This is a genomic window from Trueperella sp. LYQ141 (assembly GCF_046599555.1).
In the GTDB taxonomy this organism is placed as follows: domain Bacteria; phylum Actinomycetota; class Actinomycetes; order Actinomycetales; family Actinomycetaceae; genus Trueperella.
The window spans coordinates 205,096-227,263 of sequence record NZ_JBKIWQ010000004.1; the positions used below are offsets into that span (position 1 = coordinate 205,096).

A 22,168-nucleotide genomic window follows, 5' to 3' on the forward strand; every position below is an offset into this window, starting at 1 on the left:
TCTTCCAGGATACGGCAAAGGTATTAATATTTATCCTCGCTGCACCCGTACAATAGGGAGAGCTAAATATTAAGGAGAAATATGCACATCACAATCGGATTCCGCCATACGGGCGGGCAGGTATCTCTCGACACCGACATGAGTTCCCAGGATCTATACGCCGCTGTTGAGCAGGCGCAAACCTCAACCCTTCCCCTGCATTTAACTGGCACCGACGGTAAAGTCGTTATTGTTCCCGCTGATTCTTTGGGATACGTGGTATGTAATTCGCCTGAAGAACGCCGCGTTGGATTCGGATTCTAAAATAAGTTACTGGTTAATCGTGCCTATCGGAAAGTGACGAACGTGCAATCTGGAATTGTTGATAACACCCACATCACCATCACCCCCGCAAATGAACCTCCGGCAGATATTACTGGGGATAATAGCGAGGTGGGAGCCTCCAGCTTCGCAGATCTCGGAGTTTCGCAGCCGGTTGTCACTGCACTAGCCGAACACGGCATCACGCATCCATTCCCAATACAGGCACTGACGCTTCCGGTTGCTCTGAAAGGCGCTGATATTATCGGTCAAGCCAAAACCGGAACAGGGAAAACCCTCGGTTTTGGTATCCCGATGGTGGAAAAGACGATTGGCCCAAACGAACCCGGCTGGGAAGATCTCAGTGCTCCTGGCGTACCACAAGGTCTGGTCGTTGTCCCCACTCGCGAGTTAGCAAAACAGGTAGCTGGGGATCTGCGCGATATGTGTACGCATCGCTCGGTGCGCATTGTGGAACTTTACGGGGGCAAAGCCTACGAGCCACAGATCAAGCAGCTCGCTAACGGAGCGGAGATTGTTGTTGGAACGCCAGGGCGCATTATTGATCTGCTGAAGCACCGCCAGCTTGATCTGTCACACACTCGCACCGTCGTCCTGGACGAAGCAGATGAAATGCTGGATTTGGGCTTCTTAGAGGATGTAGAACGCATCCTTGCCGCCACTCCGGCGACCCGGCACACCATGCTGTTTTCCGCTACTATGCCAGGGCCGGTCATCGCGATGGCCCGACGTTATATGTCTCGCCCAACGCATATTCGCGCGCAAGACGCCAACGATGACTCCGCAACCGTTCAAGACGTCAAACAAGTGGTCTACCGCTGCCATGCGCTCAACAAATCTGAAGTTTTAGCCCGTATTTTGCAGGCCCGCGAGCGCGGTTTAACTATTGTATTTACTCGCACTAAACGCACGACGGATCGGCTGGCCACCGAATTGGAGGACCGCGGATTTGCCACCGGCGCATTGCATGGCGATCTTGGCCAAGGCGCACGCGAACAGGCGATGCGGGCATTCCGCAAAGGAAAAATTGACGTTCTGGTTGCTACTGACGTTGCCGCTCGCGGTATCGACGTTGATGACGTCACCCACGTCGTTAACTATCAGTGCCCGGAAGATGAAAAGACGTATCTGCATCGCATTGGTCGCACGGGTCGAGCTGGTCATGCTGGCACGGCGATTACCTTTGTTGATTGGGAAGATTTACCGCGTTGGTCAGTGATTAATAATGCGTTGAACCTCGGTTTTCCAGAACCAATCGAGACGTACCACACCTCCGATCATCTGTATAGCGATCTCGATATTCCCTCAGACGTAAGTGGGCGTCTGCCTCGGTCTAAGCGCACGCGCGCTGGCTTAGATGCGGAAGAAATTGAGGATTTTGCTGAGACGGGGTACCGCTCCACGCGTGGGCGACGCCGTTCAACTAATGCCTCGTCTCGTTCCACGGCACGCTCATCGCGTAAGACGACACGTGCTCGTAAACGCACGCGCACGTCCTCAGCTCGGGTGGAAAACTCAGGGCAAGTGGCTGCCGATAATCACAGTGCAAAGAACTCTCATGCCCAATCGCCAACGCCCCAGGAATCTGCTTGTGCTCCAACTGCGGCAAAGCGCAACCGCAATTCCGCTCCAGTAGCTTCCGGCACATCGCACACCCCCTCGGCTTCTCGCGGTGCTTCTACCCCACGTACCCGCCAACGCACCCGCACCCGTCGGGCCACATCAAGTGAATAACAAACGGGTAGCTAAAAATCTGCAGCCCGATATCTGGAGTCATACTCGGCTCTGATAGTGGCTGCCTGTGCCGTAGATAGCTTCAACCTTAAGTAGCAGCCATCACTCAAGGCTGTCGCCAGCTATCGTGGCATTAATCAAGCAGTAGCGATCTTATGTAGCGAATCAACCGCACATATATGGGCCGGTCGTAATAACCGGCCCACTATTGCGCGTATTTATTCTTGCAGGTATTCGTCATTACTCGTCCACTATTAAGCGAAAATGCTCAACCTCGGCTAGGACATCGACTTAATAATGCCGAGTACGCCAGAAATTATAAGCTGGGTTGCGATAGCGGCCAGCAACATACCACTCAATCGCGTCAACAACATAACGCCAGCTTCACCCAAGAACCGCATTACCGCACCCGAGAAGCGCATTAGCAACCAGGAAATAGCTAATACGACAACCAACGCAGCGATAACGGTTAATTTTTCTACCCACTGCCCCGAATCACGCATAAACAACATGAAGGCGACGATTGCCCCTGGGCCAGCTAATAACGGCATCCCCAACGGCACTACAGCCACATGGATGGACCCACCGGCAGAGCCAGGATCTTGTTCCTTTCCCGTCAATAATTGCAGCGCAATGAGCAAGAGCAATATGCCACCGGAAATCTGGAGCGCCTCGGCCGAAATTCCCATCCATTCAAAAAGGAAGAAGCCAAAAAACCCGAAAACTAGCAACAAGATAAGCGCAATAAGATTTGACTGACGGGCAACCTTAATTCGCGTCGCCTTATCTTGCGAGCGCGTCAACGCAATAAAGATCGGCACGTTACCTGGCGGGTCGATAATGACCAACAGCGTCGTAAACGCAGTGGCAAAGAGCGCAGGGTCAAATCTCACGGGCGTAAAACCTCCAAAAAAGCACCTTGTGCGAGGGCATCTACCGTTGCCCGATCAGTTGAATACTCACCGAGCACATTCGGTTTTCCGCTTCCATGGTAATCACTTGATCCAAAAGGGAAAAGCTGTAGCCGTTCAATATAGCTACGCAGTAGCTCACGTTCTGTTTCAGGATTATCCCGATGGTTAACTTCCACGCCAAATAGTCCCGCTTCTCGCATGCGATCGAAAGCCCACATCGGCACTGTTCGCCCCCGATGCCCGGCAAGTGGATGAGCACAAACCGCCCGACCACCGGCATCCACAATCCATTCAATCGCCTCGCAGGTCTGCGGGGCATACTGCCGGACGTAATACGGGTGCCGAGGATGTAGCAGCCGCTCAAAAGCTTCCTCCCGCGAGGCGACTACCCCACGGGAGATAAGCGCATCGGCAATATGCGGTCGACCAATAATGCCATGTTCTCCGGCCTGCTCCTGCACGTCCTCCCACGTAATATCCACATCGCGTGCCAGACGTTCAACCATCTCTTTTGCTCGATCTATCCGCGCATTGCGCATTCGCACACAATGCCGACGCATATTGGCATCGTCCGGATTGAAAAGATAGGCAAGCATGTGTACTGACAGTGGGCGCTCACGGTAGATAAAACGAGTCGATAACTCCATACCGCGGACTAACGCGACGCCCGTGGCAGCAACCGCACTGCTGGCCTCTTCCCATCCGCTGATCGTGTCATGATCGGTCAGACCCACCATCTGCACGCCAGCCTCGCGCGCCGCATACATGAGTTCGCGGGGGCTGTCCGTGCCATCCGAACAGGAGGTGTGAGTATGTAAATCGATCATAAGCTCACGCTAAAACGCGGAACATATTTCGGCAAGCGTAACTGCGGTACGGTGAATTCTTCCTCTGCTATCTGTCGTGGGATAATAGCAGCATGAGTGAACAGGTGACACAGAGCGTCGAAGAAAAAGCCCATAACCGCACCCAACGCCCACGCGGTCAGGTCTTTCGGGAATTCATTGGGCAGGATTGGGGGGCACGCCCAGCCGGCCCAGAGCGAATGGCCGTTGCTGATTACACACCGGCACGCCGCGCCAAACTTTCGGCATGTTTCCCCGGTGAACGTCTCGTTCTTCCCGCAGGAGATCTGCAGGTACGTTCGAATGATTGCGATTACCGTTTCCGCGCCCATTCTGCGTTTTCCCATATGACGGGTCTGGGTGGTGAAGATGAGCCCGGCGCTGTTTTAGTGCTCAACCCGATTGATGATTCCCACCACGAGGCCACGCTCTATTTCCACCCTCGCGCTTCGCGATCTTCTGAAGAGTTCTACGCCGATTCGCGCCACGGCGAATTTTGGGTTGGTGCTCGGTTATCTGCCGAAGAGATGGAGCGCGCCACTGGAATCAAAGTAGCGCATATCGAGGAGCTTCCCGATGCGCTCGCCAAAGATCTCGGCGCGATCAACATCCGAGTTATGCCGCAATCTGACGCCCGCATTGAAGCCCTTGTTGCACAATTGCGCAGCCAAAATGAGCTGACGGAAGGTGCAAGCCAAGCTGATGCGCTCCTGGCAGAAGCCGCCTCGGAAATCCGACTCATTAAAGACGAGTGGGAAATCGAGGAAATGAAGAAGGCTATCGCCGTCACCGCGTCGGGATTTGACGAGATGATCCGCACCTTGCCCCGCGCCAAAGAGCACTGGCGCGGCGAACGAGTCGTCGAAGGCGCGTTCTTCGCCAAAGCCCGCGAAGAGGGCAACGGAGTGGGATATGAGACGATTGCCGCTGCCGGTAATCACGCAAATACTTTGCACTGGATCACGAACGATGGGCAGCTCCGCGATGGTGAATTAATCCTTATTGACGCCGGCGCGGAAGTAGATTCCCTCTACACTGCGGATATTACTCGCACATTGCCAATTAGCGGAGTCTTTAATGAAACTCAGCGAGAGGTCTACAACGCCGTTCTAGAGGCATGCGAATATTGCCTTGAGGTGGCTTCCCGCCCGCGTGTGCAGTTCAAAGATCTGCATGCCGCGGCAATGGAGGTCATTGCCGCACATCTCGAACGCTGGGGGCTACTGCCGGTATCCGCCGCAGAATCTCTCGATCCTAGCGCGCAGTACCACCGCCGCTGGATGCCCCACGGGACCTCACACCACCTCGGAATCGACGTCCACGACTGCGCGCAAGCTAAGCGAGAACTTTATCAAGATGCGTACCTTGAACCCGGTATGATCTTCACTATCGAACCTGGCCTATACTTCCGGCAAGACGATCTGAAAGTACCAGAACGATTCCGCGGTATCGGGGTTCGTATTGAGGACGATATTCTCGTCACCCCTGATGGCGCCATCCGGCTCTCTGAATCTATCCCTCGCACTGTCGAAGATGTCGAAGCCTGGATGGCACGCTGCATGGGGCGTCAGAGCTAGGGAGAGCAATATGGCATCCGGAACGCGCGTTTTTGTTGGCCGGCTAGCTGGCGCACCCGTTTTTGATCCGATTGGCGACCGCGTTGGGAAAGTACAAGACGTGGTGGTTGTCTTTCGGTTGCGCGGCAACCCGTCAGCAGTCGGGCTTGTCGTTGAGGTATCGGGCAAACGCCGTGTGTTCCTTCCGCTGACCCGCGTCACCTCTATGGAAAACGGCCAGGTCATTACCACTGGTCTGCTCAATATCCGACGCTTTGAGCAACGCCCATCGGAGACGATGGTGCTCGGGGAGCTATTGGATCGTCAGGTCAATTTCACCGACGGTTCTGGCAACGCCCACGTCCTTGACGCCGCCATTGAGCAGGTAAGCCACCGTGAATGGCAACTCACGACGCTCTACGTCAGAATGGCTCGCGGAAGCCTGGACGCGGGGAACACCAAAATCGTTGACGTTGCAGAGATTACGGGTCTGCGTACCCGCGCAGCCAACCAAGCCGCCACTGCCCTGCTGGCTCAGATTAACAATCTGAAAGCTCCGGATATTGCCGATCTGCTTTCCGCATTACCTGATGAGCGCGTTATCTCCGTCGCAAAGTACATGTCCGACGATATTCTGGCCGATGTTCTTGAGGAAATGTCGGACGCCGACCGCGTTACAGTGCTCTGCGCTCTTGAGGTGGAACGTGCTGCCGATATTCTCGAAGAGATGGCCCCGGATGACGCTGCCGATTTGGTCAACGAGCTTCCCGCCGCACAAGCAGAAATGTTGCTGGCACGTATGCAACCTGATGACGCCCGCGATGTGCGGCGATTGATGTCCTACGGCGAGCATACCGCCGGCGGTCTGATGACGACCGAGCCTATCGTGTTATCGCCAGACGCTACAGTTGCTATGGCTTTGGCGGCAGCTCGCCGGCAAGACCTGCCGCCGGCTGTTGCCTCAGCATGTTTTATCGTTCGCCCACCAACCGAAACGCCTACCGGCCGATATATCGGAGTCGTGCATTTACAACGTGCATTACGCGAACCGCCCTCTGAAATGGTTGGCGCTATCGTGGACCACGTCGAAACACTGCATCCCGATGACGGCATTGGCACCATCACTCGACTATTGGCTACCTATAATCTGACGATTCTGCCTGTTGTTGATGGTGGTCTATTAGTTGGCGCTGTTTCGGTGGACGATGTGCTCGACCACTTGTTGCCTAAGGATTGGCGCGACGAGGACGAACTCGTCATTGATACGGAATTTGATGAGCGACACGCCAATGAGGAGGATGACGATGCCTGATAGCTTCGATCAGCCATTAGAAAAGCGTCGGCGTCGTTTCTCTTACCGACCCGACGCTGAGGCGACCGGAATCGTCGCCGAACGGATCGCTCGTTTTACCGGAACTCCGGCGTTCTTGATCTACCTGACGGTATTCGTCGTCATATGGATCGGATGGAATGCGCTGGCACCGGAACATTTACGTTTCGATTCCGCCTCTCTCGGCTTTACCGCGCTGACCCTCATGCTTTCCCTGCAGGCTTCCTATTCCGCACCACTTATCTTGTTGGCACAGAACCGGCAAGATGACCGCGATCGCGTGACGGCCGAGAATGATCGCCAACGAGCCGAACGTAACTTAGCTGATACGGAGTTCCTCACCCGCGAGATCGCCTCACTGCGCATCGCTATGCAGGATCTTGCCACCCGAGATTTCGTTCGCTCTGAGATTCACGACCAACTTTCTCAGCATACGGAGCGTGAGAGTAGCGAACGCGAGGATTTGCGTGCGCAACTTGCCGATCGCGAAGCAGAAATTGCTGCCTTACGCGAGCGCTTATCCCACTTTGAAGACCCTGGCAACGGCGAGAACATCTCACAGTAGTTAAGGAGAATAACCGATATGACCATCCCCAGTGTTGAAACCATCACCGCCGCCCTCGCCAAGGTGATTGACCCAGAGATCCGCCGTCCGATCACCGAGCTTGGGATGGTGCGTTCTGTCTCTATCTCAGAAACCGGCGATGCCGTCATCGGTATTGATTTAACGACGGCAGGCTGTCCCCTGCGGGACACCATTTCCCGCGATGTTCACGAGGTTGTTTCATCCCTAGAGGGAGTCCAGCACGTATCGGTTGAAATGGGCGTCATGAGTGAGGAGCAAAAAGCCGAGCTGCGCAAGACGCTGCGTGGCGGTCAGCCGGAACGAGTAATTCCCTTTGCTCAGCCGGGGAATCTGACTCGCGTCTATGCGGTAACTTCCGGCAAAGGCGGCGTTGGCAAATCGTCAATGACGGTTAATTTGGCAGTGGCGATGGCCGCCCAAGGGCTGAAAGTCGGCCTGGTAGATGCCGATATTTACGGGTTCTCTATCCCTACTATGATGGGCGTTTCCACCCCGCCACAGGTCGTCGATAATATGATTATCCCGCCGGTGGCACACGGCGTAAAAACGATCTCGATTGGCATGTTCATGCAAGAAAATGGGCCTGTCGTATGGCGTGGGCCAATGCTGCATCGGGCGTTAGAACAGTTCTTTGCCGACGTTTACTGGGGCGATCTTGACGTACTGCTCATTGATCTGCCGCCGGGAACAGGTGATATTGCCCTGTCTGTTGCTCAGCTCATCCCGTCAGCCGAAATCATTTTGGTCACTACCCCACAAATCGCAGCGGCAGATGTTGCTGAACGTGCCGGCATGATGGCCTCACAGACCGATCAACGGGTTGTCGGCATCATCGAGAATATGTCCCATTTAGTGTTGCCAGACGGCTCAACGATGGAGATATTCGGCAGCGGCGGCGGGCAAATCGTCGCTGGGCAGCTCTCACGTCTATTAGGGTATGCCGTTCCGCTGCTCGCACAGATTCCTTTGGAGCAGCAACTGCGTGAAGGCGGAGATGCGGGAACGCCGATTGCTGGGCAAGACGGTGAATCCCCGGCCCAGCTTGCATTACGGGAGGTAGCCACTACCCTAGCCCACCGTGCCCGTGGCTTATCTGGGCGCAATCTCGGAATTTCCCCGCTCTAATCCGAGCACTCATTCCAAAGCAACCCAGTTATTTCGATTCGGCTGTGTCCACCCCATTTGGGCTCCGTGTGGCTCATTCGGTTTTGTGAGAATCAGCCACACGGAGTAGCCACACGCTCTCGCGTGCGTGCTCGTGTGCTCCATTCTCGCGAATAACGCAATATCGTGGCATGTGCCTCGGCGCGATACTCAGCTAAATCGCGTCGGGGCACGTACCATAGGAGATGCACATACTCAAGGAGAGAAGATGGCCGCCGATAAAGCCCAGTCCTGGACCTACGCTGAACAGATCATCGTCGAAGAAGGCGTTATGCGCCTATCGCGGCAACATGCCGCCGAATTAGGGATTCGCACGCTCTCACCAGCTACCGGCCGTTTTCTTTCCACTCTCGCGTCACTTGGCTCAGCAAAAACGATTGCTGAAGTCGGCACCGGCACGGGGCTATCGGGGCTCTATCTGCTTAATGCTGTTCCCGATGCTGTATTGACAAGCATTGACATTGATTCCGAGGCGCAAACACTGGCCCGTGAGAATTTTACTGCCGCTGGAATCCGCTCAGGGCGGGTTCGGCTTATTAATGGGCGCAGCGCGGATATGCTCCCTCGGCTCGCCTCTAATGGCTATGATCTCGTTCTCCTGGATGGCGATCCAGCCGAAGCCGCCGGTGACGCCTGTGAAGCACTGCGTATGCTTCGCTCTGGCGGCACTTTGATTGTCACTCATGCGTTAAACGCAGATCGAGTTGCCGATCCAGCCCGACGCGATGAAGCTACCGTGGCTTTGCGTAACTTAGGACGGCAACTAATTGAGGCTGAAGACGTCGTCTCCAGCCTCATTCCCCTTGGGGATGGTCTTATCGTGTGCGTTAAGCGTTAAGCTAGCTTTAGCACCTCAGCAAGGACCTCGTGCAGGGACTTCACCTCGTCATCACTCAATTCCAAGACGAGACGCCCACCGCCTTCGAGCGGCATTCTCAGCGTCGTTCCGTGAATATCGCGTTCCGCTTCTAACGGTCCGTCGCCGGTACGCGGTTTCATGGCTGCCATTGAGTTTCTCCTTCCGAGGCAGGATCGTCTCTGCCTCTTCTTGAGAATAATTCTACGCGAAATCGCCGCGCTTCGTCATCGCCTCATAACGAATCTTATTATTCGTCAGATGTTTCGCTGCTTTCCCGCATTTCTTCAGCCAATCGATGCACCCCCGCAACGATTGCAGACACTGCCTCCTGCTCGGTATCCACAACAGTGAAGAGCTGGTCGTCTCCTGGTGAGATATATCCCTGCACCATCATGGTAGACGTCAACCATTCAATAAGCCCAGACCAATATTCCCGCCCGACGAGAACAACGGGGAATGAGGAGACTTTACGTGTTTGCACTAGCGTCAACGCCTCAAATAGCTCGTCCATTGTGCCATAGCCACCGGGCAATACCACGAAGCCAAGGGAGTACTTCACGAACATCATCTTGCGAACAAAGAAATACCGGAAGTTGATCCCCAGATCGACATATTCATTCATGCCCTGTTCAAAGGGTAATTCAATGCCTAAGCCGACGGAGGTTCCTCCAGATTCCATCGTCCCTTTATTACCGGCTTCCATAATGCCTGGCCCGCCCCCTGTGATGACGGCATAGCCCTGCTCCACAAGACCTTTGGAGATACGTTCAGCGAGCTGATAATAGGGGCTATCGGGGTGTAGCCGAGCAGAACCAAAGATTGAAATTGCCGGCCCCAGCTCCGCGAGCGCATCGAAGCCTTCTACAAACTCTGCTTGGATGCGCATGATACGCCACGGATCGCTATGAATAAACGACGAATCTTGTAGCGAGCGCAATAACTGCGCGTCGGTGGTCATCTGGGGGATTTGCTTGCCCCGCAACGTCACCGGACCTTTGTGATAGTTATGCATACTTTTCGACATACTTCACAGGCTACCGATATTGTCTGCATACTGTGCAGTGTTCACGCGTTGCGCGAATCTGTATTGGGCTATTCGTGGCGTTTCATCGTCAATTCCTGTTGGCGCATGGTCAGGGCGGTTGCCTTATGGTCAATCCGTTGGCTTGTGGGCTCCCTGGGTGCTGGGATTGGTTAGCCCGTTATTGTATTCACCGCTTTGGCTGTATCCATTACTCCTATCATCGGCTAGTTCCTCTTGTGCGCTAAAAAGCATGTGTACAGCGCGATTTTCTCTGCTTTGCTGGCCTCACTATCCCCGTTCTTCCCTAGAATTCCTTTTATCCGCCCTTATTTATTAGGTTCTTTGCACCGACAGACACGACGGTAGACAGGTGCAAAATAGCGCGATCATTGCACATAGTTTGGTCCCACGTCATCAAGGAATTAGGCTGAACGAATATGGAATGGGTAATTGCACTAGGCGCTGGATTAGGGATTGGTCTCATCGTCGGAATACTGGGCGCAGGCGGCGGTATCCTCTCCATACCTGCCCTGGTGTATCTCTTACACCACACTCCTCATAATGCGGCCGCTGAATCCCTGATTATCGTCTCCCTATCGGCCTGCGCTGCCCTGTTCTCCCATGCAAAGCACCGCTGCGTGCATTGGCGGGACGGATGCACATTTGCTGCTGTCAGCTCTGTTAGTGCTATTGCCGGCGCACGTTTAGCACCCTTATGCAATCCCACTGCGCTCATGTTTGCCTTCGCCGGAGTCGTCTTTTGTGCTGGCTGCTATATGCTCTGGCGTTGGCGAAGGGAATCTGGCGGATCCGCCCTTTCCACTCATGACGTGCCCGCTCACAATGCACGCCCCAGCAATACGCTCGCTCATTATGTGCCCGCCACATCACCCGAGGTAGACCAGGGGGCAGTTACATCTGCTGCTATCCCCTATTCTGATTCGGAATATAGCGATGAGGATCCCTCGCAGGTACCCGCGGTTATACCCAGCCATTACCCTCCGGTATCTTCACCGGATTCAACGTCTCTACCTAGCGACTCAACATATCTGCCCAGCTCAACACCGCCACCTAGCGTTCACCTTCCTCCAGCACCTACCTCAGCCCCTGCGCCGCGTTGGTGGGCAATGGCAACGGCAGGCGCAAGCGTCGGACTCTTGTGCGGGGTGTTCGGAGTTGGTGGCGGATTTGCCGTTGTTCCCGTCTTGGTTGCCATTTTTGGTTTCCCCATGCTCGAAGCGACCGGCACATCCGTCTTGGTCATGTTCCTTACCTCAGCCGCCGGACTGGTGGGGCGCATCGGTACACCTGTTCATATCATCTGGCATATCGTCATCCTGTTTGGGGCGGCTTCTCTGATCGGCAGCGCACTCGGAGCGCCGCTATCGCGTCGGGCAAAGAACACAACCTTATCGTTAGGCTTCGCACTGTTACTATTCGGGGTTGCGGTTATGACCATCATCCTGAGCTTTTTCACCGCATAACCTGTTTTCTTCGGGTTCTCCGTGCGCACAATTCATCGGATTATTCGGCATTTCTTACCCCGCATCTGGGCATACTGCGCTACCGTATTACCTATGAATCCACACAAATTAGCCCAAGATGCCGCACAGGTAATTGCGCAAAGAACGGGCGTAACTCAACATGACATTGCATTAACACTCGGCTCAGGCTGGGGCGGGGCTGCCGATCTGATCGGTGAGGTGGTCGCCGAGTTGGCAGCCGACGAGGTTCCAGGCTTTTCCGTCTCGGGAGTTGCCGGGCATGCCGGTAAACTGACCTCAATCAAACTACGAAGCGGAAAGCACGCTCTGGTCCTCGGGGCACGTACCCACTACTACGAGGGTAAAGGCGTGCGTGCAGTCGCCCACGGGGTTCGCACCGCTGCAGCAAGTGGAGCAAAGATTTGCATTTTAACCAACGGTTGCGGCTCGACCCGAGAAGCAACCGGCCCTGGAAGTGCTGTTCTCATTCGCGATCACATCAATCTCACTGCGGCCTCTCCCCTCGAAGGCGCACAATTCGTTGATCTGACCGATCTGTATTCGCAGCGGTTACGCGATTTAGCACATCGGGTTGATCCGCAATTGCCGGAAGGTGTCTACGTTCAATTCCCTGGCCCACACTACGAAACCCCGGCCGAAGTTCGAATGGCAGCGCTCCTTGGCGGCGATCTCGTCGGCATGTCTACCGCATTAGAAGCTATCGCTGCTCGCGAGGCCGGTATGGAGATCCTCGGCATATCTCTCGTAACAAACCTGGCTGCGGGCGTTGCTTCACATAAACTTGATCATCACGAAGTGCTAGAAGCGGGTCGGAACGCTGGCCCACGTATTTCACGCCTTCTGGCAGACATTATCGACTCAATGACGAAGGATATGTAAATGACTGATACTGAACTCTTTACCGCAGTACGCCAGTGGATCGCTGCCGACCCTTCCCCAGCAGATCAAGCTGAACTGACGGAACTATTAGAGCGCGCCGAAGGTGGCGACGCTCATGCTCACGCCGATCTCAGCGATCGGTTCGCTGGTTCGCTCAAGTTTGGCACTGCCGGTTTGCGCGGTGTGATGGAAGCTGGCCCGAATCGAATGAATGCTGCGGTTGTGCGTCGTGCTGCCGCCGGCCTGGTCGCCTGGTTGCAGGAATACGTCGATCAGGAAGCAGTTGTCGTCATTGGTTTTGATGCCCGCTATCACTCCCAAGAATTCGCACAAGATACGGCAGCGATCGTGCAGGCCGCGGGGGCAAAAGCGCTCCTCATGCCACGCCCGCTTCCGACCCCGCTCCTGGCATACGCAGTGCGCAAACTCAACGCCGATGCTGGCGTAATGGTCACCGCCTCGCATAATCCGCCAAAAGATAACGGCTACAAGGTCTATCTAGGCGGTCGTTCTGTTGATGCTGACGGGCGTGGCGTGCAGATTGTTCCTCCAGTCGATGCGCAAATCGCCGATAAGATTGCCGCCGCTCCGCCAGCTAATGAGGTACCTATGGGCCAGGGCTGGCAGATGATTGACGAATCCCTCATTGACGATTACATTGCCGATACACTGACTCGCACCCCCGCAGGTCCACGCGATCTTAAAATTGTCTACACTGCAATGCATGGTGTAGGCAACTCTCTCGTTGCCCCACTCTTTGCCGCTGCCGGATTCACTGACGTCATCACGGTTCCCAGCCAGATCAATCCGGATCCGGCCTTCCCCACGGTTGCTTTCCCGAATCCGGAGGAAGCGGGCGCACTTAATGAAGCAATCGCGGTTGCCCAAGACGTCGATGCCGATATTATTATCGCCTCTGATCCCGACGCGGATCGCTGCTCGGTAGCTATTCCCACGCCACAGGGATGGCGTCAGCTCTCCGGTGATGAGATCGGATCAATCCTCGGCGAACAGGCTGCCCGTCAGGCAGTTTCCCGAGGCATCACCGGAAATCTTGCCTCCTCTATCGTGTCCTCGCAGTTACTTGAGCAGATTGCTGGCCATCACGGTTTAGGTTACGAAGCTACCCTGACTGGCTTCAAATGGATTGCGCGTGCGCCAGAAATTCTCTACGGGTACGAAGAGGCTATCGGTTTCTGCGTCAATCCAGATGTTGTTAAAGATAAGGATGGTGTCAGCGCTGGTCTGGTCGTTGCCGTCACAGCCGCCCAACTCAAAGCGGAGGGCACGACTCTGCAAGCCGAATTAGACCGGCTAGCAATTCGCCACGGAGTGTACCACACTGCCCCTGTGACCGTGCGCGTGCAAGATCTTGCCATTATTCCGGCCACAATGGCAAAGGTGCGCAATGAGCCACCCACTGAGTTAATCGGAACACCAGTAGCCTGTGTAGAGGATCTATCGAATGGCAGCCCTTCGTTGCCTCCTACCGACGCCATGCGAATCGTCACCGCAGACGGTGATCGCGTCATCGTGCGCCCTTCCGGAACAGAACCTAAGGTTAAATGCTACCTAGAAGTGATTGTTCCGGTTTCCGATGCGGCTGAACTCGATGCTGCTCGTAGCGCTGCTGTCGAACGCATGGAACGTTTCAAGGCTGACGTCTCTGCCATGCTTGGCGTATAGCGCGCTACCTGGGCCGATATGCGGGATACACAGTTAGCCACAGCCGAGAACACTCTCACACGTGTTCTCGCGACGGTGAGCACCGCATATTAGCCGGGCACGCTAGCAATAATGTGGGGTGGTCCTGGAAGATCCAGGAGCACCCCACATCGTTTAGAAAGCTATTATTCGGTAATTCCCGCTAGCACCGCGCGCGAGGCAGACAACCCCAGGCGCGTTGCCCCTGCCGCAATCATTGCTTGAGCCGTCTGGGCGTCACGAATACCACCCGAGGCCTTTACTTCCAGCTCTTCGCCGACCGTTTGCTTCATTAATTCCACCGCATGAACGGAGGCACCACCTGCCGGATGGAATCCCGTTGACGTCTTAACAAAATCTGCACCGGCCGTCTTTGCACATTCGCAGGCTGCAACGATCTCATCGTCCGTCAACGCTGCCGACTCAATAATGACCTTCAGAACCGCATACGGAATCGCGTCGCGCACAACAGCAATGTCATATTCTAAGGCTTCCCAGTCATGCTCCTTGGCATAGCCGAGATTAATAACCATATCGACCTCATCTGCCCCGGCAGCCACTGCACGAGCAGCCTCCGCAGCCTTAATCTCCGAGGCGACCGCACCAGAGGGGAAGCCGCATACCACCGCAAGTTTCACGTCACCAAAGTCAATATCTTCCGGTAATGGAAGCATTGACGGGGAGACGCACACTGAGTACGTTCCCAGCTCTTTGGCTTCCTCAATAAGGGCGCGCACGTCCTCAATCGTGGCTTCCGGCTTGAGTAGCGTGTGGTCGATCATACGCGCAACATCAGTCATTGCATTAACTCCTTATCATGTTGATTAGCAAGCACCGCCCACACAATATGTGTCCAGTGCCCAAAAGCTGCCAGCGGGGTTTCTCTATCCGCCAACGCATAAATCGGGACTCGATATATCTTGCCAGAGGCAGGATCATATATCGCAATTTCTGGGATTCCTTCGGGTGTTGTTCCAGCTCCGGGTAACGCCAGGACGACGTGACGCGGGATAGCGGCCCGCACGCCGGAACGCAGATCGCCTCCGGTATAGAGCGGGATGGGATACCCACAACACGTCGCATGCAGTATCCAGTCAACAATGGTGTGCCCTAATTCGGTATGGGGAGCGACCGGGCGATCCCAGTAACATACCCGTGTTTGCTTCCCGTCAGGCGAATCCGAGCATTGAGCTAATATATTGCTCATCGTCTGAGCTAGTAGCCACGGCGGGCTTCCCCAGCGTCGCGGCCAGAGCCGAATTCCCTGCTGATTTCGCCGTATCTGATCGAAAATCTCCACCTCGTATTCAGCAATCCGGTGTGGATTGGCATCGAGATGCTGACGAAAGTCGGTATCGCAGAGGTACCGAGCCAGAAGAACGACCATCGCCCCACAGGTGTATGGGGTTGACTGGCGAAGCGTATATCCCCCAATCTGCATGGGAACGCCATAGGAAGCGTACTCATCCATCGCCGCAAAAGCAGCGTCGGTGCTAGGATCTCTAATCTGTGGCCAGCCCATCGCCACTGAACTAGTAACTGGAGGAGCAACTCGGCTCAACAGCGCAGCAAGATTTACTGGCATATACCCAGCACCTGTTTCCTTTTCTTATCTATCCCTATAGCTGACAGATGACGAGGCGTGCGGCATCGGTGCAGATGCCGCACGCGCAGGGTTTTAGTCAATACGTTCCAGTACGACGTTGCCTGGCACATCGGCGTATTCTCCGATGTCAAAGCTGCCTTCCAGGGATTCCATCGCCCGCGGGATTCGTCCTTCTTCATCCGTATGCAGGGTCATCAGCTTCTGACCAGCACGAACCTCGTCACCTGGTTTCGCGAAGAGTTCGATACCTGCCGCTGCTTGGACGGGATCGCCCTTAGCTGCGCGCCCAGCACCCAAACGCCACGAAGCAACCCCAACGCTCAACGCATCCAAACGCGAGAGCACACCATCTGCTGGAGCAATAACGTCATGAGTAAAGCGCGAGGTCGGCATGGGTGCGTCTGGATCGCCGCCTTGTTCGACCACCATCTTGCGCCACACGTCCATCGCTCGCCCATCCTTGAGCGCGCCTTCAACATCGGCATCTGGCTGACCAGCCGCAGTAAGCATTTCACGAGCTAATGCAATCGTCAGATCTACGACGTCTGCTGGGCCTCCACCGGCAAGAACCTCAACGGATTCCTCGACTTCTAAGCCGTTTCCGATCTTCAAGCCGAGCGGGGTTTCCATATTGGTTAACAGCGCGACAGTCTTGACTCCCGCGTCGGTTCCCAGATTAACCATCGTCTGCGCCAGCTCACGGGCACGCTCAATGTTTTTCATAAAAGCACCCGAGCCGACCTTGACATCAAGGACGAGTGAATCCGTCCCCTCTGCGATCTTCTTCGACATAATCGAGGAGGCAATGAGCGGTACACATTCTACCGTTGAGGTGATGTCACGCAATGCGTAGAGCTTCTTATCAGCCGGTGCCAGACCCGCACCAGCCGCGCAGATAACGGCCCCGCTCCCCTGCCCGAGTTGGCGCATAATCTCGTCATTTGACAGATCAGCACGCCAGCCAGGAATTGCCTCCATTTTATCCAGCGTTCCTCCGGTATGGCCTAAACCGCGCCCGGATAGCTGGGGCACTGCCACACCGAAAGCTGCTACGAGTGGAGCGAGCGGAAGGGTGATCTTATCGCCAACCCCACCTGTTGAGTGCTTATCAGCGGTTGGCTTTCCGAGAGAGGCAAAATTCATCCGTTCACCGGAAGCAATCATTGCCGCAGTCCACTGGGCAATCTCCTCACGATCCATCCCGTTAAGGAAAATAGCCATCGCCAATGCGGCCATCTGTTCATCACCGATGACGCCACGGGTGTATGCGTCTATCGTCCAGTTGATCTCATCGAGAGAAAGTTTGCCACCGTCTCGTTTAATACGAATAATATCGACGGCGTCGAAACGCTCAGTCATAATTCTCCTTTGAAGATACGAGGCGGCCATTGACGGCCGCCTCGTGGTAGCGATTAAAAAATAGTCTGTGATAGATCGATATTCGCTGCGCTGCTCACTTCGCCAAGTGATAGCGGACCAAATGCCTGCGGAATAACGTAGGTCATTGGTTGCGGACCGCCCTGCGGCATATATACCTGCAGTTGTGGACCACCAAACTCAAAGAGTAACTGGCGGCAGCGCCCGCATGGCACTACGGCTTCCCGATTCCCATTGACGCAATATACGGCAACGAGACGGCCGCCACCGGAACGGGCCAGTGCGGATACCAGCCCGTTCTCAGCGCACGTACCAAGCCCATAGGATGCGTTTTCAACATTGCATCCTGAAACAAATCGACCATCATCTACTAGCCCAGCAGCTCCGACAGGATACCCAGAATACGGAACATACGCTGTTTCCATCGCTTCAATAGCGAGTTCGCGTAAATAATCCCAATCAATTGTCTCAGTCATGGTACTCACTTCAGATAAGGAATGTTCTCAGCCGCCGGAGCACGAGACTTGCCGACGAACCCAGCCACCGCGATAACCGTCACGATGTACGGAATCATATTGACCAGATCCGACGGAATACCGCCGTGCAAGTTCGGGATCAAGCGGGCCATTGCCTGCGCGAAGCCGAACATGAGAGCTGCCCCAGTTGCCCCAATGGGATGCCACTTGCCGAGAATCATTGCTGCCAGAGCGATGTATCCGTTACCGGCAGAGATGTTGTCATTAAACGCCAAACCAGATCCGATAGTGAAGAAAGCTCCACCAAGGCCCGCTAGCGCCGATCCGAAGATCGTATTGCGGGTACGGGTCCGGTTGACGTTAATACCGACCGTATCTGCAGCCTTTGGATGCTCACCGCACGCACGTAGGCGCAAGCCCCAGCGAGAACGGAAGATAAAGATCCACAGGAAGATGATCGCGGCGTACATGAAGTACACCAGAACCGTCTGATTGAACAGCACCGGGCCAATAACCGGAATCTCCGACAGGACTGGGATCTTGATCGACGGCAAGGAGAACTGGTTGGTATTGAACTTGCCCGGATCTCCCGTCATGATCGTGCCAAAGAAGAAGGAGGTCAAGCCCAATGCCAACACGTTGAGCACGACACCGACGATAATCTGGTCAACGCCATAGCGCACGGAGAACAAGGTCAGCAGGCAACCGAGGAAGGCACCAGCGATCGGAGCAGCCACCAAACCCGCCCACGGAGTGTGGAAGATCGACGCTGCCATGACGCCCGCGAAAGCGCCAGCCAAGAGTTCACCTTCAATAGCAATATTCACCACGCCCACGCGCTCGCAGACAACACCGGAGAGTGCGCCGAAGATCAGCGGAGTGGAGATAGCAACCGTTGATACCAAGGTGGAGGTCAAGGTCACCACGCCGGAGGATCCAGCGCCAGCGAATACCATGAAGCCAAAGACCGTCAAGATACCCACCACAATCATGGCAGTGGTATCGAGTGAGCGGCCCAGACGACCAAACTTCCCACGGCTCAAGGTACTAAAAATTGACCATCCGGTTGCGATCACAGCGATCACAGTAAATACCAGCAAAACGCCACTAGCATTGACGGAGACGTCATCTAAGGTCAGCTTTTGAACTCGATCGTTCAAACGCAGGACGGTCATGCCATGTGCTTTTAAGCTAAAGAACAAAAGCAAAAGCGACGCAAAGCCATACGTAATTGGTAGCTTCCACGACAGGGAGCTCTGAACTGCCGATCCATCAACAGTCTGCGACGTATGTGTCTGTTCTGTTGTCGTGCTCATCGCAGATCATCCCCTTTCGTATTGTCGTTCGTTGCCGAGCTCGCTGTAGCCGCTACCGGCTCCTCAGGTTCACTCGACTCGCTCTCCTTTTCTTCTGCCACCGCAGGACGTGTGCCAGATGCTTTCTCCGTCTTTGCCAAATCTGCGGCATTCGCAGCAGTAACGGGAATACCCATCTCTGTTAAGGTGACGTACTGACGCAGAGTAACGTTGTTGGCGCGCGGCAAACGGAAAATCCACCGCACCAAGGCCGGAGCCGCAATCAGCAAGACGATAGTGGACTGCAAAATCAGAATCATATCGATCGGAACGTCACGAGTTTGCATGGTGTAACCGCCTGCCTTGAATGCACCGAACAGCAAGCCAGCAAAGAACGTCCCTAACGGTTTATTCCGCCCCAACAGGGCTACCGTAATCGCATCAACGCCGGTAGTACCAGCGACGTTTCCAGCCACATACCCCAAAGAGCCGAGCGCTTCGTTAGCGCCGGCAAGCCCCAGGAAAGAACCAGAGACCATCATGGTGAAGGTCGTAACCTTACCTACCGAGATACCCGCAGTGCGAGCAGCATTCGGATTAGCACCAACAGCGCGTACTTCAAAGCCGAAGGTCGAACGCTCCAGGATCCACCAGAACACAATTACGGCGATAATCGCCACGATAATGCCGGTATGCAACTTGAACGGCGAGCCGAATAGATTCGTCAGCGCCGCGCTTTCAGCTACTCGTGGGGTCTGCGGGTATGACGTCCCCGGCACCTGCCACGAGGGCTGCAACAGGATGAAACTCAATGCCAAAGCGGCAATGGAGTTCAACATGATCGTCAAAATAACTTCGTTGGCGCCCGTTCGTGCTTTGAGAGCACCAGCGATACCGGCGTACAGAGCACCAGCTACGATACCGGCCAGGATCGCTACCAGAGGGTGAATAATCGGGGGCAGCGTCAGCTTAAAACCGACCCACACTGCCGCCAACGCACCAAAAATGAGCTGGCCCGTACCACCGATATTGAACAGACCGGCACGGAAACCGAACGCTAAGCCCAAACCACTGATAATAAGCGGAATTGCATAGAAGAAGGAATCCGTTAACGGTTTAATTGCCCGCTGGAAAGTTGAGGCGTTCGGATCGAAGATCGCACCGCGGAACATGGCAAAGTATGCTTCGCTGATGGAGGCACCCGAAATGATAATGAGGACAGTGCCGACGATGAAGGCAACAATCACCGCAAGAATTGACACGAGCCACCCTGAGCGCAAGCCGGTGTACAGCAGGGCCTTTATCCAGGTGCCAATGCCGGCTTTGCGGGTAGTGGTCGCGGAGTGCTTTCCTGACATTACTTAGCCTCCTCCATCTTCGCCGTTGCAGAACTATCCTCTGCAGCCAAGGCTTCTGCTTGCGGAACGCCGGCCATCATCAGGCCCAATGCGTTGCGCGAGGTATCTGCCGGGACAATACCGATGACCCGGCCGCGATACATAACCACGATGCGATCAGCCAATGCGACGACCTCATCAAGTTCCGACGAGACAAGCAGAACCGGAGTTCCCTCATCTCGTACTCCTACAATGCGCTTATGAATAAACTCAATCGATCCGACGTCAACGCCACGGGTCGGCTGATTAACAATGAGCAGTTCAAGATCCATCGACAGCTCACGGGCGACAACCACCTTTTGTTGGTTTCCACCGGAGAGAGTCGAGATCGGATCAGTCACTGCAGTCAATCGAATATCAAATTCGTCGACGCGCTCATGCGCATTCTTCATAACGACCTTGGGCCGCAATGCGCCGCCTTTTGAGAACGGAACGTTGCGGTACTGATCGAGGATGAGATTCTCTGCAATAGAGAATGATGCGATAACGCCGTCCTTGGAACGATCTTCTGGAACAAGGCCAACGCCAGCCTCGATCGTCTTGCGCACACCAGTATGCGTAATATCCGTGCCGTTGAGTCGCAGTGAGCCACCTGCCGGATCCAGTAAACCAATAATTGCTTCTGCAAGTTCGGTTTGCCCGTTCCCCTGAACGCCAGCGATAGCCACGATTTCTCCACGTTCAACATTGAAGGAGACATCATCGAGGACGCGAGTTCCTGCCGAATTGAACGCTGTTAGGTTTTCTACCTCAAGTCCGGTCCCACCTAACTTCGGCGGATTCTTTTCGACTTTCATCATCACCGGACGCCCAACCATCATGGTGGCGAGTTCAGATTCGGTACTGTTCGGATCGGCCTCACCGACGACTTTGCCGCGCCGAATAACAGTAATATCATTCGCCACTGCACGCACTTCGCGCAGTTTGTGGGTAATAAAGACGATTGATGTACCAGCGTCAGCTAACTGACGCATAATAGCCATGAGCTCATCAGTCTCTTGCGGCGTGAGCACTGCGGTAGGTTCATCCAAAATAAGGACCTTCGCATCGCGCGAAAGCGCCTTAATAATCTCCACGCGCTGCTGTGCGCCCACCGGGAGATCCTCAATCAACGCATCTGGATCAAGATCAAAGCCGAATTTTGCCGACACGTCCAGCACTGTTTGCCGTGCCTTCTTCACATCAATGAGACCGGCTTTCCCAACTGGTTCGTAGCCAAGCGCAACAGATTCGGCAACAGTAAACACCGGAATCAACATGAAGTGCTGATGGACCATGCCAATGCCAGCGGCAACAGCGTCGCCTGGCCCTTTGAAGGACACTGGTTTGCCATCAATAAGAATTTCACCATCGTCGGGATCGTATAATCCGTACAGAACATTCATCAGCGTTGATTTGCCTGCACCGTTTTCACCCAACAGGGCGTGAATATGCCCTTCCTCAACAACGAGGTCGATATGGTCATTGGCCACTAACGGACCAAATCGCTTCGTGATCCCTTTAAGTTCGAGTTTCACGGTTTTTGCCTTTCTTTTACCGACAACGAGGACCCGACCCTACGGGTCGGGCCCTCGCTTTCATCGATAATAGTCTGAG

At 54.8% G+C, this 22,168-nt stretch carries 21 protein-coding genes; 10 read left to right on the top strand and 11 right to left on the bottom strand.

Translation table 11 applies throughout. The features are described 5' to 3' along the window. Window positions 1-81 precede the first annotated feature (81 nt). Both ACLHIJ_RS04575 and ACLHIJ_RS04580 read left to right on the top strand, forming a co-directional pair. A complete protein-coding gene (locus ACLHIJ_RS04575) occupies window positions 82-303 on the top strand; it encodes a DUF3107 domain-containing protein (protein WP_411296782.1) in 222 nt (73 codons plus the stop codon). 42 nt (window positions 304-345) lie between these two features. Further along, entirely contained in the window at window positions 346-2,055 is a 1,710-nt protein-coding gene (locus ACLHIJ_RS04580; protein WP_411296830.1) for a DEAD/DEAH box helicase, read from the top strand. A gap of 278 nt (window positions 2,056-2,333) precedes the next feature. Here ACLHIJ_RS04580 and ACLHIJ_RS04585 read toward each other — a convergent pair whose 3' ends face one another. Together ACLHIJ_RS04585 and ACLHIJ_RS04590 are read right to left on the bottom strand one after the other, a co-directional pair. Next, on the bottom strand, window positions 2,334-2,948 hold the full coding sequence (locus ACLHIJ_RS04585) for a MarC family protein (protein WP_411296781.1): 615 nt from the start codon (window positions 2,946-2,948) through the stop codon (window positions 2,334-2,336). Further along, window positions 2,945-3,796, bottom strand: coding sequence for a PHP domain-containing protein (locus ACLHIJ_RS04590; RefSeq protein WP_411296780.1), 852 nt, complete (start codon window positions 3,794-3,796; stop codon window positions 2,945-2,947). Before ACLHIJ_RS04590 ends, ACLHIJ_RS04585 begins: the two co-directional genes overlap by 4 nt. Before the next feature lie 92 nt (window positions 3,797-3,888). On the opposite strand from ACLHIJ_RS04590, the gene ACLHIJ_RS04595 reads away from it, so the two are divergent. From ACLHIJ_RS04595 to ACLHIJ_RS04615, 5 genes are all read left to right on the top strand, one after another. After that, window positions 3,889-5,391 carry an aminopeptidase P family protein gene (locus ACLHIJ_RS04595; protein WP_411296779.1) on the top strand — a complete coding sequence of 501 codons (1,503 nt, stop codon included), beginning with the start codon at window positions 3,889-3,891 and terminating at the stop codon, window positions 5,389-5,391. 10 nt (window positions 5,392-5,401) lie between these two features. Next, the gene (locus ACLHIJ_RS04600) at window positions 5,402-6,682 is read left to right on the top strand and encodes a magnesium transporter MgtE N-terminal domain-containing protein (protein ID WP_411296778.1); all 1,281 of its coding nucleotides are present in this window, start codon (window positions 5,402-5,404) and stop codon (window positions 6,680-6,682) included. Next, complete coding sequence (locus ACLHIJ_RS04605; RefSeq protein ID WP_411298562.1) at window positions 6,669-7,265, top strand: DUF1003 domain-containing protein; 597 nt, start codon at window positions 6,669-6,671, stop codon at window positions 7,263-7,265. The genes ACLHIJ_RS04600 and ACLHIJ_RS04605 overlap by 14 nt, the downstream gene beginning before the upstream one ends. Before the next feature lie 18 nt (window positions 7,266-7,283). Then, the gene (locus ACLHIJ_RS04610; RefSeq protein WP_411296776.1) at window positions 7,284-8,411 is read left to right on the top strand and encodes an Mrp/NBP35 family ATP-binding protein; all 1,128 of its coding nucleotides are present in this window, start codon (window positions 7,284-7,286) and stop codon (window positions 8,409-8,411) included. Between the two features lie 247 nt (window positions 8,412-8,658). Beyond that, window positions 8,659-9,288, top strand: coding sequence for an O-methyltransferase (locus tag ACLHIJ_RS04615; RefSeq protein WP_411296775.1), 630 nt, complete (start codon window positions 8,659-8,661; stop codon window positions 9,286-9,288). Here the strand turns inward: ACLHIJ_RS04615 and ACLHIJ_RS04620 are convergent. Next, window positions 9,285-9,458, bottom strand: a complete 174-nt coding sequence (locus tag ACLHIJ_RS04620) for a DUF3117 domain-containing protein (protein ID WP_411296774.1) — start codon at window positions 9,456-9,458, stop codon at window positions 9,285-9,287. The two genes, ACLHIJ_RS04615 and ACLHIJ_RS04620, sit on opposite strands and share 4 nt — an antisense overlap. A 98-nt stretch (window positions 9,459-9,556) precedes the next feature. Beyond that, on the bottom strand, window positions 9,557-10,333 hold the full coding sequence (locus tag ACLHIJ_RS04625; protein ID WP_411296773.1) for a TIGR00730 family Rossman fold protein: 777 nt from the start codon (window positions 10,331-10,333) through the stop codon (window positions 9,557-9,559). 437 nt (window positions 10,334-10,770) lie between these two features. Here ACLHIJ_RS04625 and ACLHIJ_RS04630 point away from each other — a divergent pair, with 437 nt between their 5' ends. The 3 genes from ACLHIJ_RS04630 to ACLHIJ_RS04640 all read left to right on the top strand — a co-directional run bounded on the left by ACLHIJ_RS04630 (window position 10,771) and on the right by ACLHIJ_RS04640 (window position 14,403). Then, window positions 10,771-11,817: a sulfite exporter TauE/SafE family protein gene (locus ACLHIJ_RS04630; RefSeq protein ID WP_411296772.1), complete on the top strand. Its 1,047-nt coding sequence runs from the start codon at window positions 10,771-10,773 to the stop codon at window positions 11,815-11,817. Window positions 11,818-11,910: 93 nt separating this feature from the next. Next, window positions 11,911-12,717 carry a purine-nucleoside phosphorylase gene (locus ACLHIJ_RS04635; protein WP_411296771.1) on the top strand — a complete coding sequence of 269 codons (807 nt, stop codon included), beginning with the start codon at window positions 11,911-11,913 and terminating at the stop codon, window positions 12,715-12,717. After that, complete coding sequence (locus tag ACLHIJ_RS04640) at window positions 12,718-14,403, top strand: phospho-sugar mutase (RefSeq protein ID WP_411296770.1); 1,686 nt, start codon at window positions 12,718-12,720, stop codon at window positions 14,401-14,403. It begins immediately after the preceding gene. 164 nt (window positions 14,404-14,567) lie between these two features. On the opposite strand, the gene deoC is transcribed toward ACLHIJ_RS04640, so the two are convergent. The 7 genes from deoC to ACLHIJ_RS04675 form a co-directional block, all read right to left on the bottom strand. Next, window positions 14,568-15,221 (bottom strand): deoxyribose-phosphate aldolase, encoded by a 654-nt coding sequence (gene deoC / locus ACLHIJ_RS04645; protein WP_411296769.1) that lies wholly within the window; start codon window positions 15,219-15,221, stop codon window positions 14,568-14,570. Beyond that, the gene (locus tag ACLHIJ_RS04650) at window positions 15,218-16,006 is read right to left on the bottom strand and encodes a hypothetical protein (protein WP_411296768.1); all 789 of its coding nucleotides are present in this window, start codon (window positions 16,004-16,006) and stop codon (window positions 15,218-15,220) included. Before ACLHIJ_RS04650 ends, deoC begins: the two co-directional genes overlap by 4 nt. 93 nt (window positions 16,007-16,099) lie before the next feature. Then, the gene (locus ACLHIJ_RS04655) at window positions 16,100-17,386 is read right to left on the bottom strand and encodes a thymidine phosphorylase (protein WP_411296767.1); all 1,287 of its coding nucleotides are present in this window, start codon (window positions 17,384-17,386) and stop codon (window positions 16,100-16,102) included. Window positions 17,387-17,439: 53 nt separating this feature from the next. Then, on the bottom strand, window positions 17,440-17,880 hold the full coding sequence (locus ACLHIJ_RS04660; protein ID WP_411296766.1) for a cytidine deaminase: 441 nt from the start codon (window positions 17,878-17,880) through the stop codon (window positions 17,440-17,442). Window positions 17,881-17,885: 5 nt separating this feature from the next. Next, window positions 17,886-19,196, bottom strand: a complete 1,311-nt coding sequence (locus tag ACLHIJ_RS04665; protein ID WP_411296765.1) for an ABC transporter permease — start codon at window positions 19,194-19,196, stop codon at window positions 17,886-17,888. Further along, the gene (locus ACLHIJ_RS04670; protein ID WP_411296764.1) at window positions 19,193-20,533 is read right to left on the bottom strand and encodes an ABC transporter permease; all 1,341 of its coding nucleotides are present in this window, start codon (window positions 20,531-20,533) and stop codon (window positions 19,193-19,195) included. Before ACLHIJ_RS04670 ends, ACLHIJ_RS04665 begins: the two co-directional genes overlap by 4 nt. After that, window positions 20,533-22,089: an ABC transporter ATP-binding protein gene (locus ACLHIJ_RS04675; protein ID WP_411296763.1), complete on the bottom strand. Its 1,557-nt coding sequence runs from the start codon at window positions 22,087-22,089 to the stop codon at window positions 20,533-20,535. The genes ACLHIJ_RS04670 and ACLHIJ_RS04675 overlap by 1 nt, the downstream gene beginning before the upstream one ends. Window positions 22,090-22,168 lie beyond the last annotated feature (79 nt).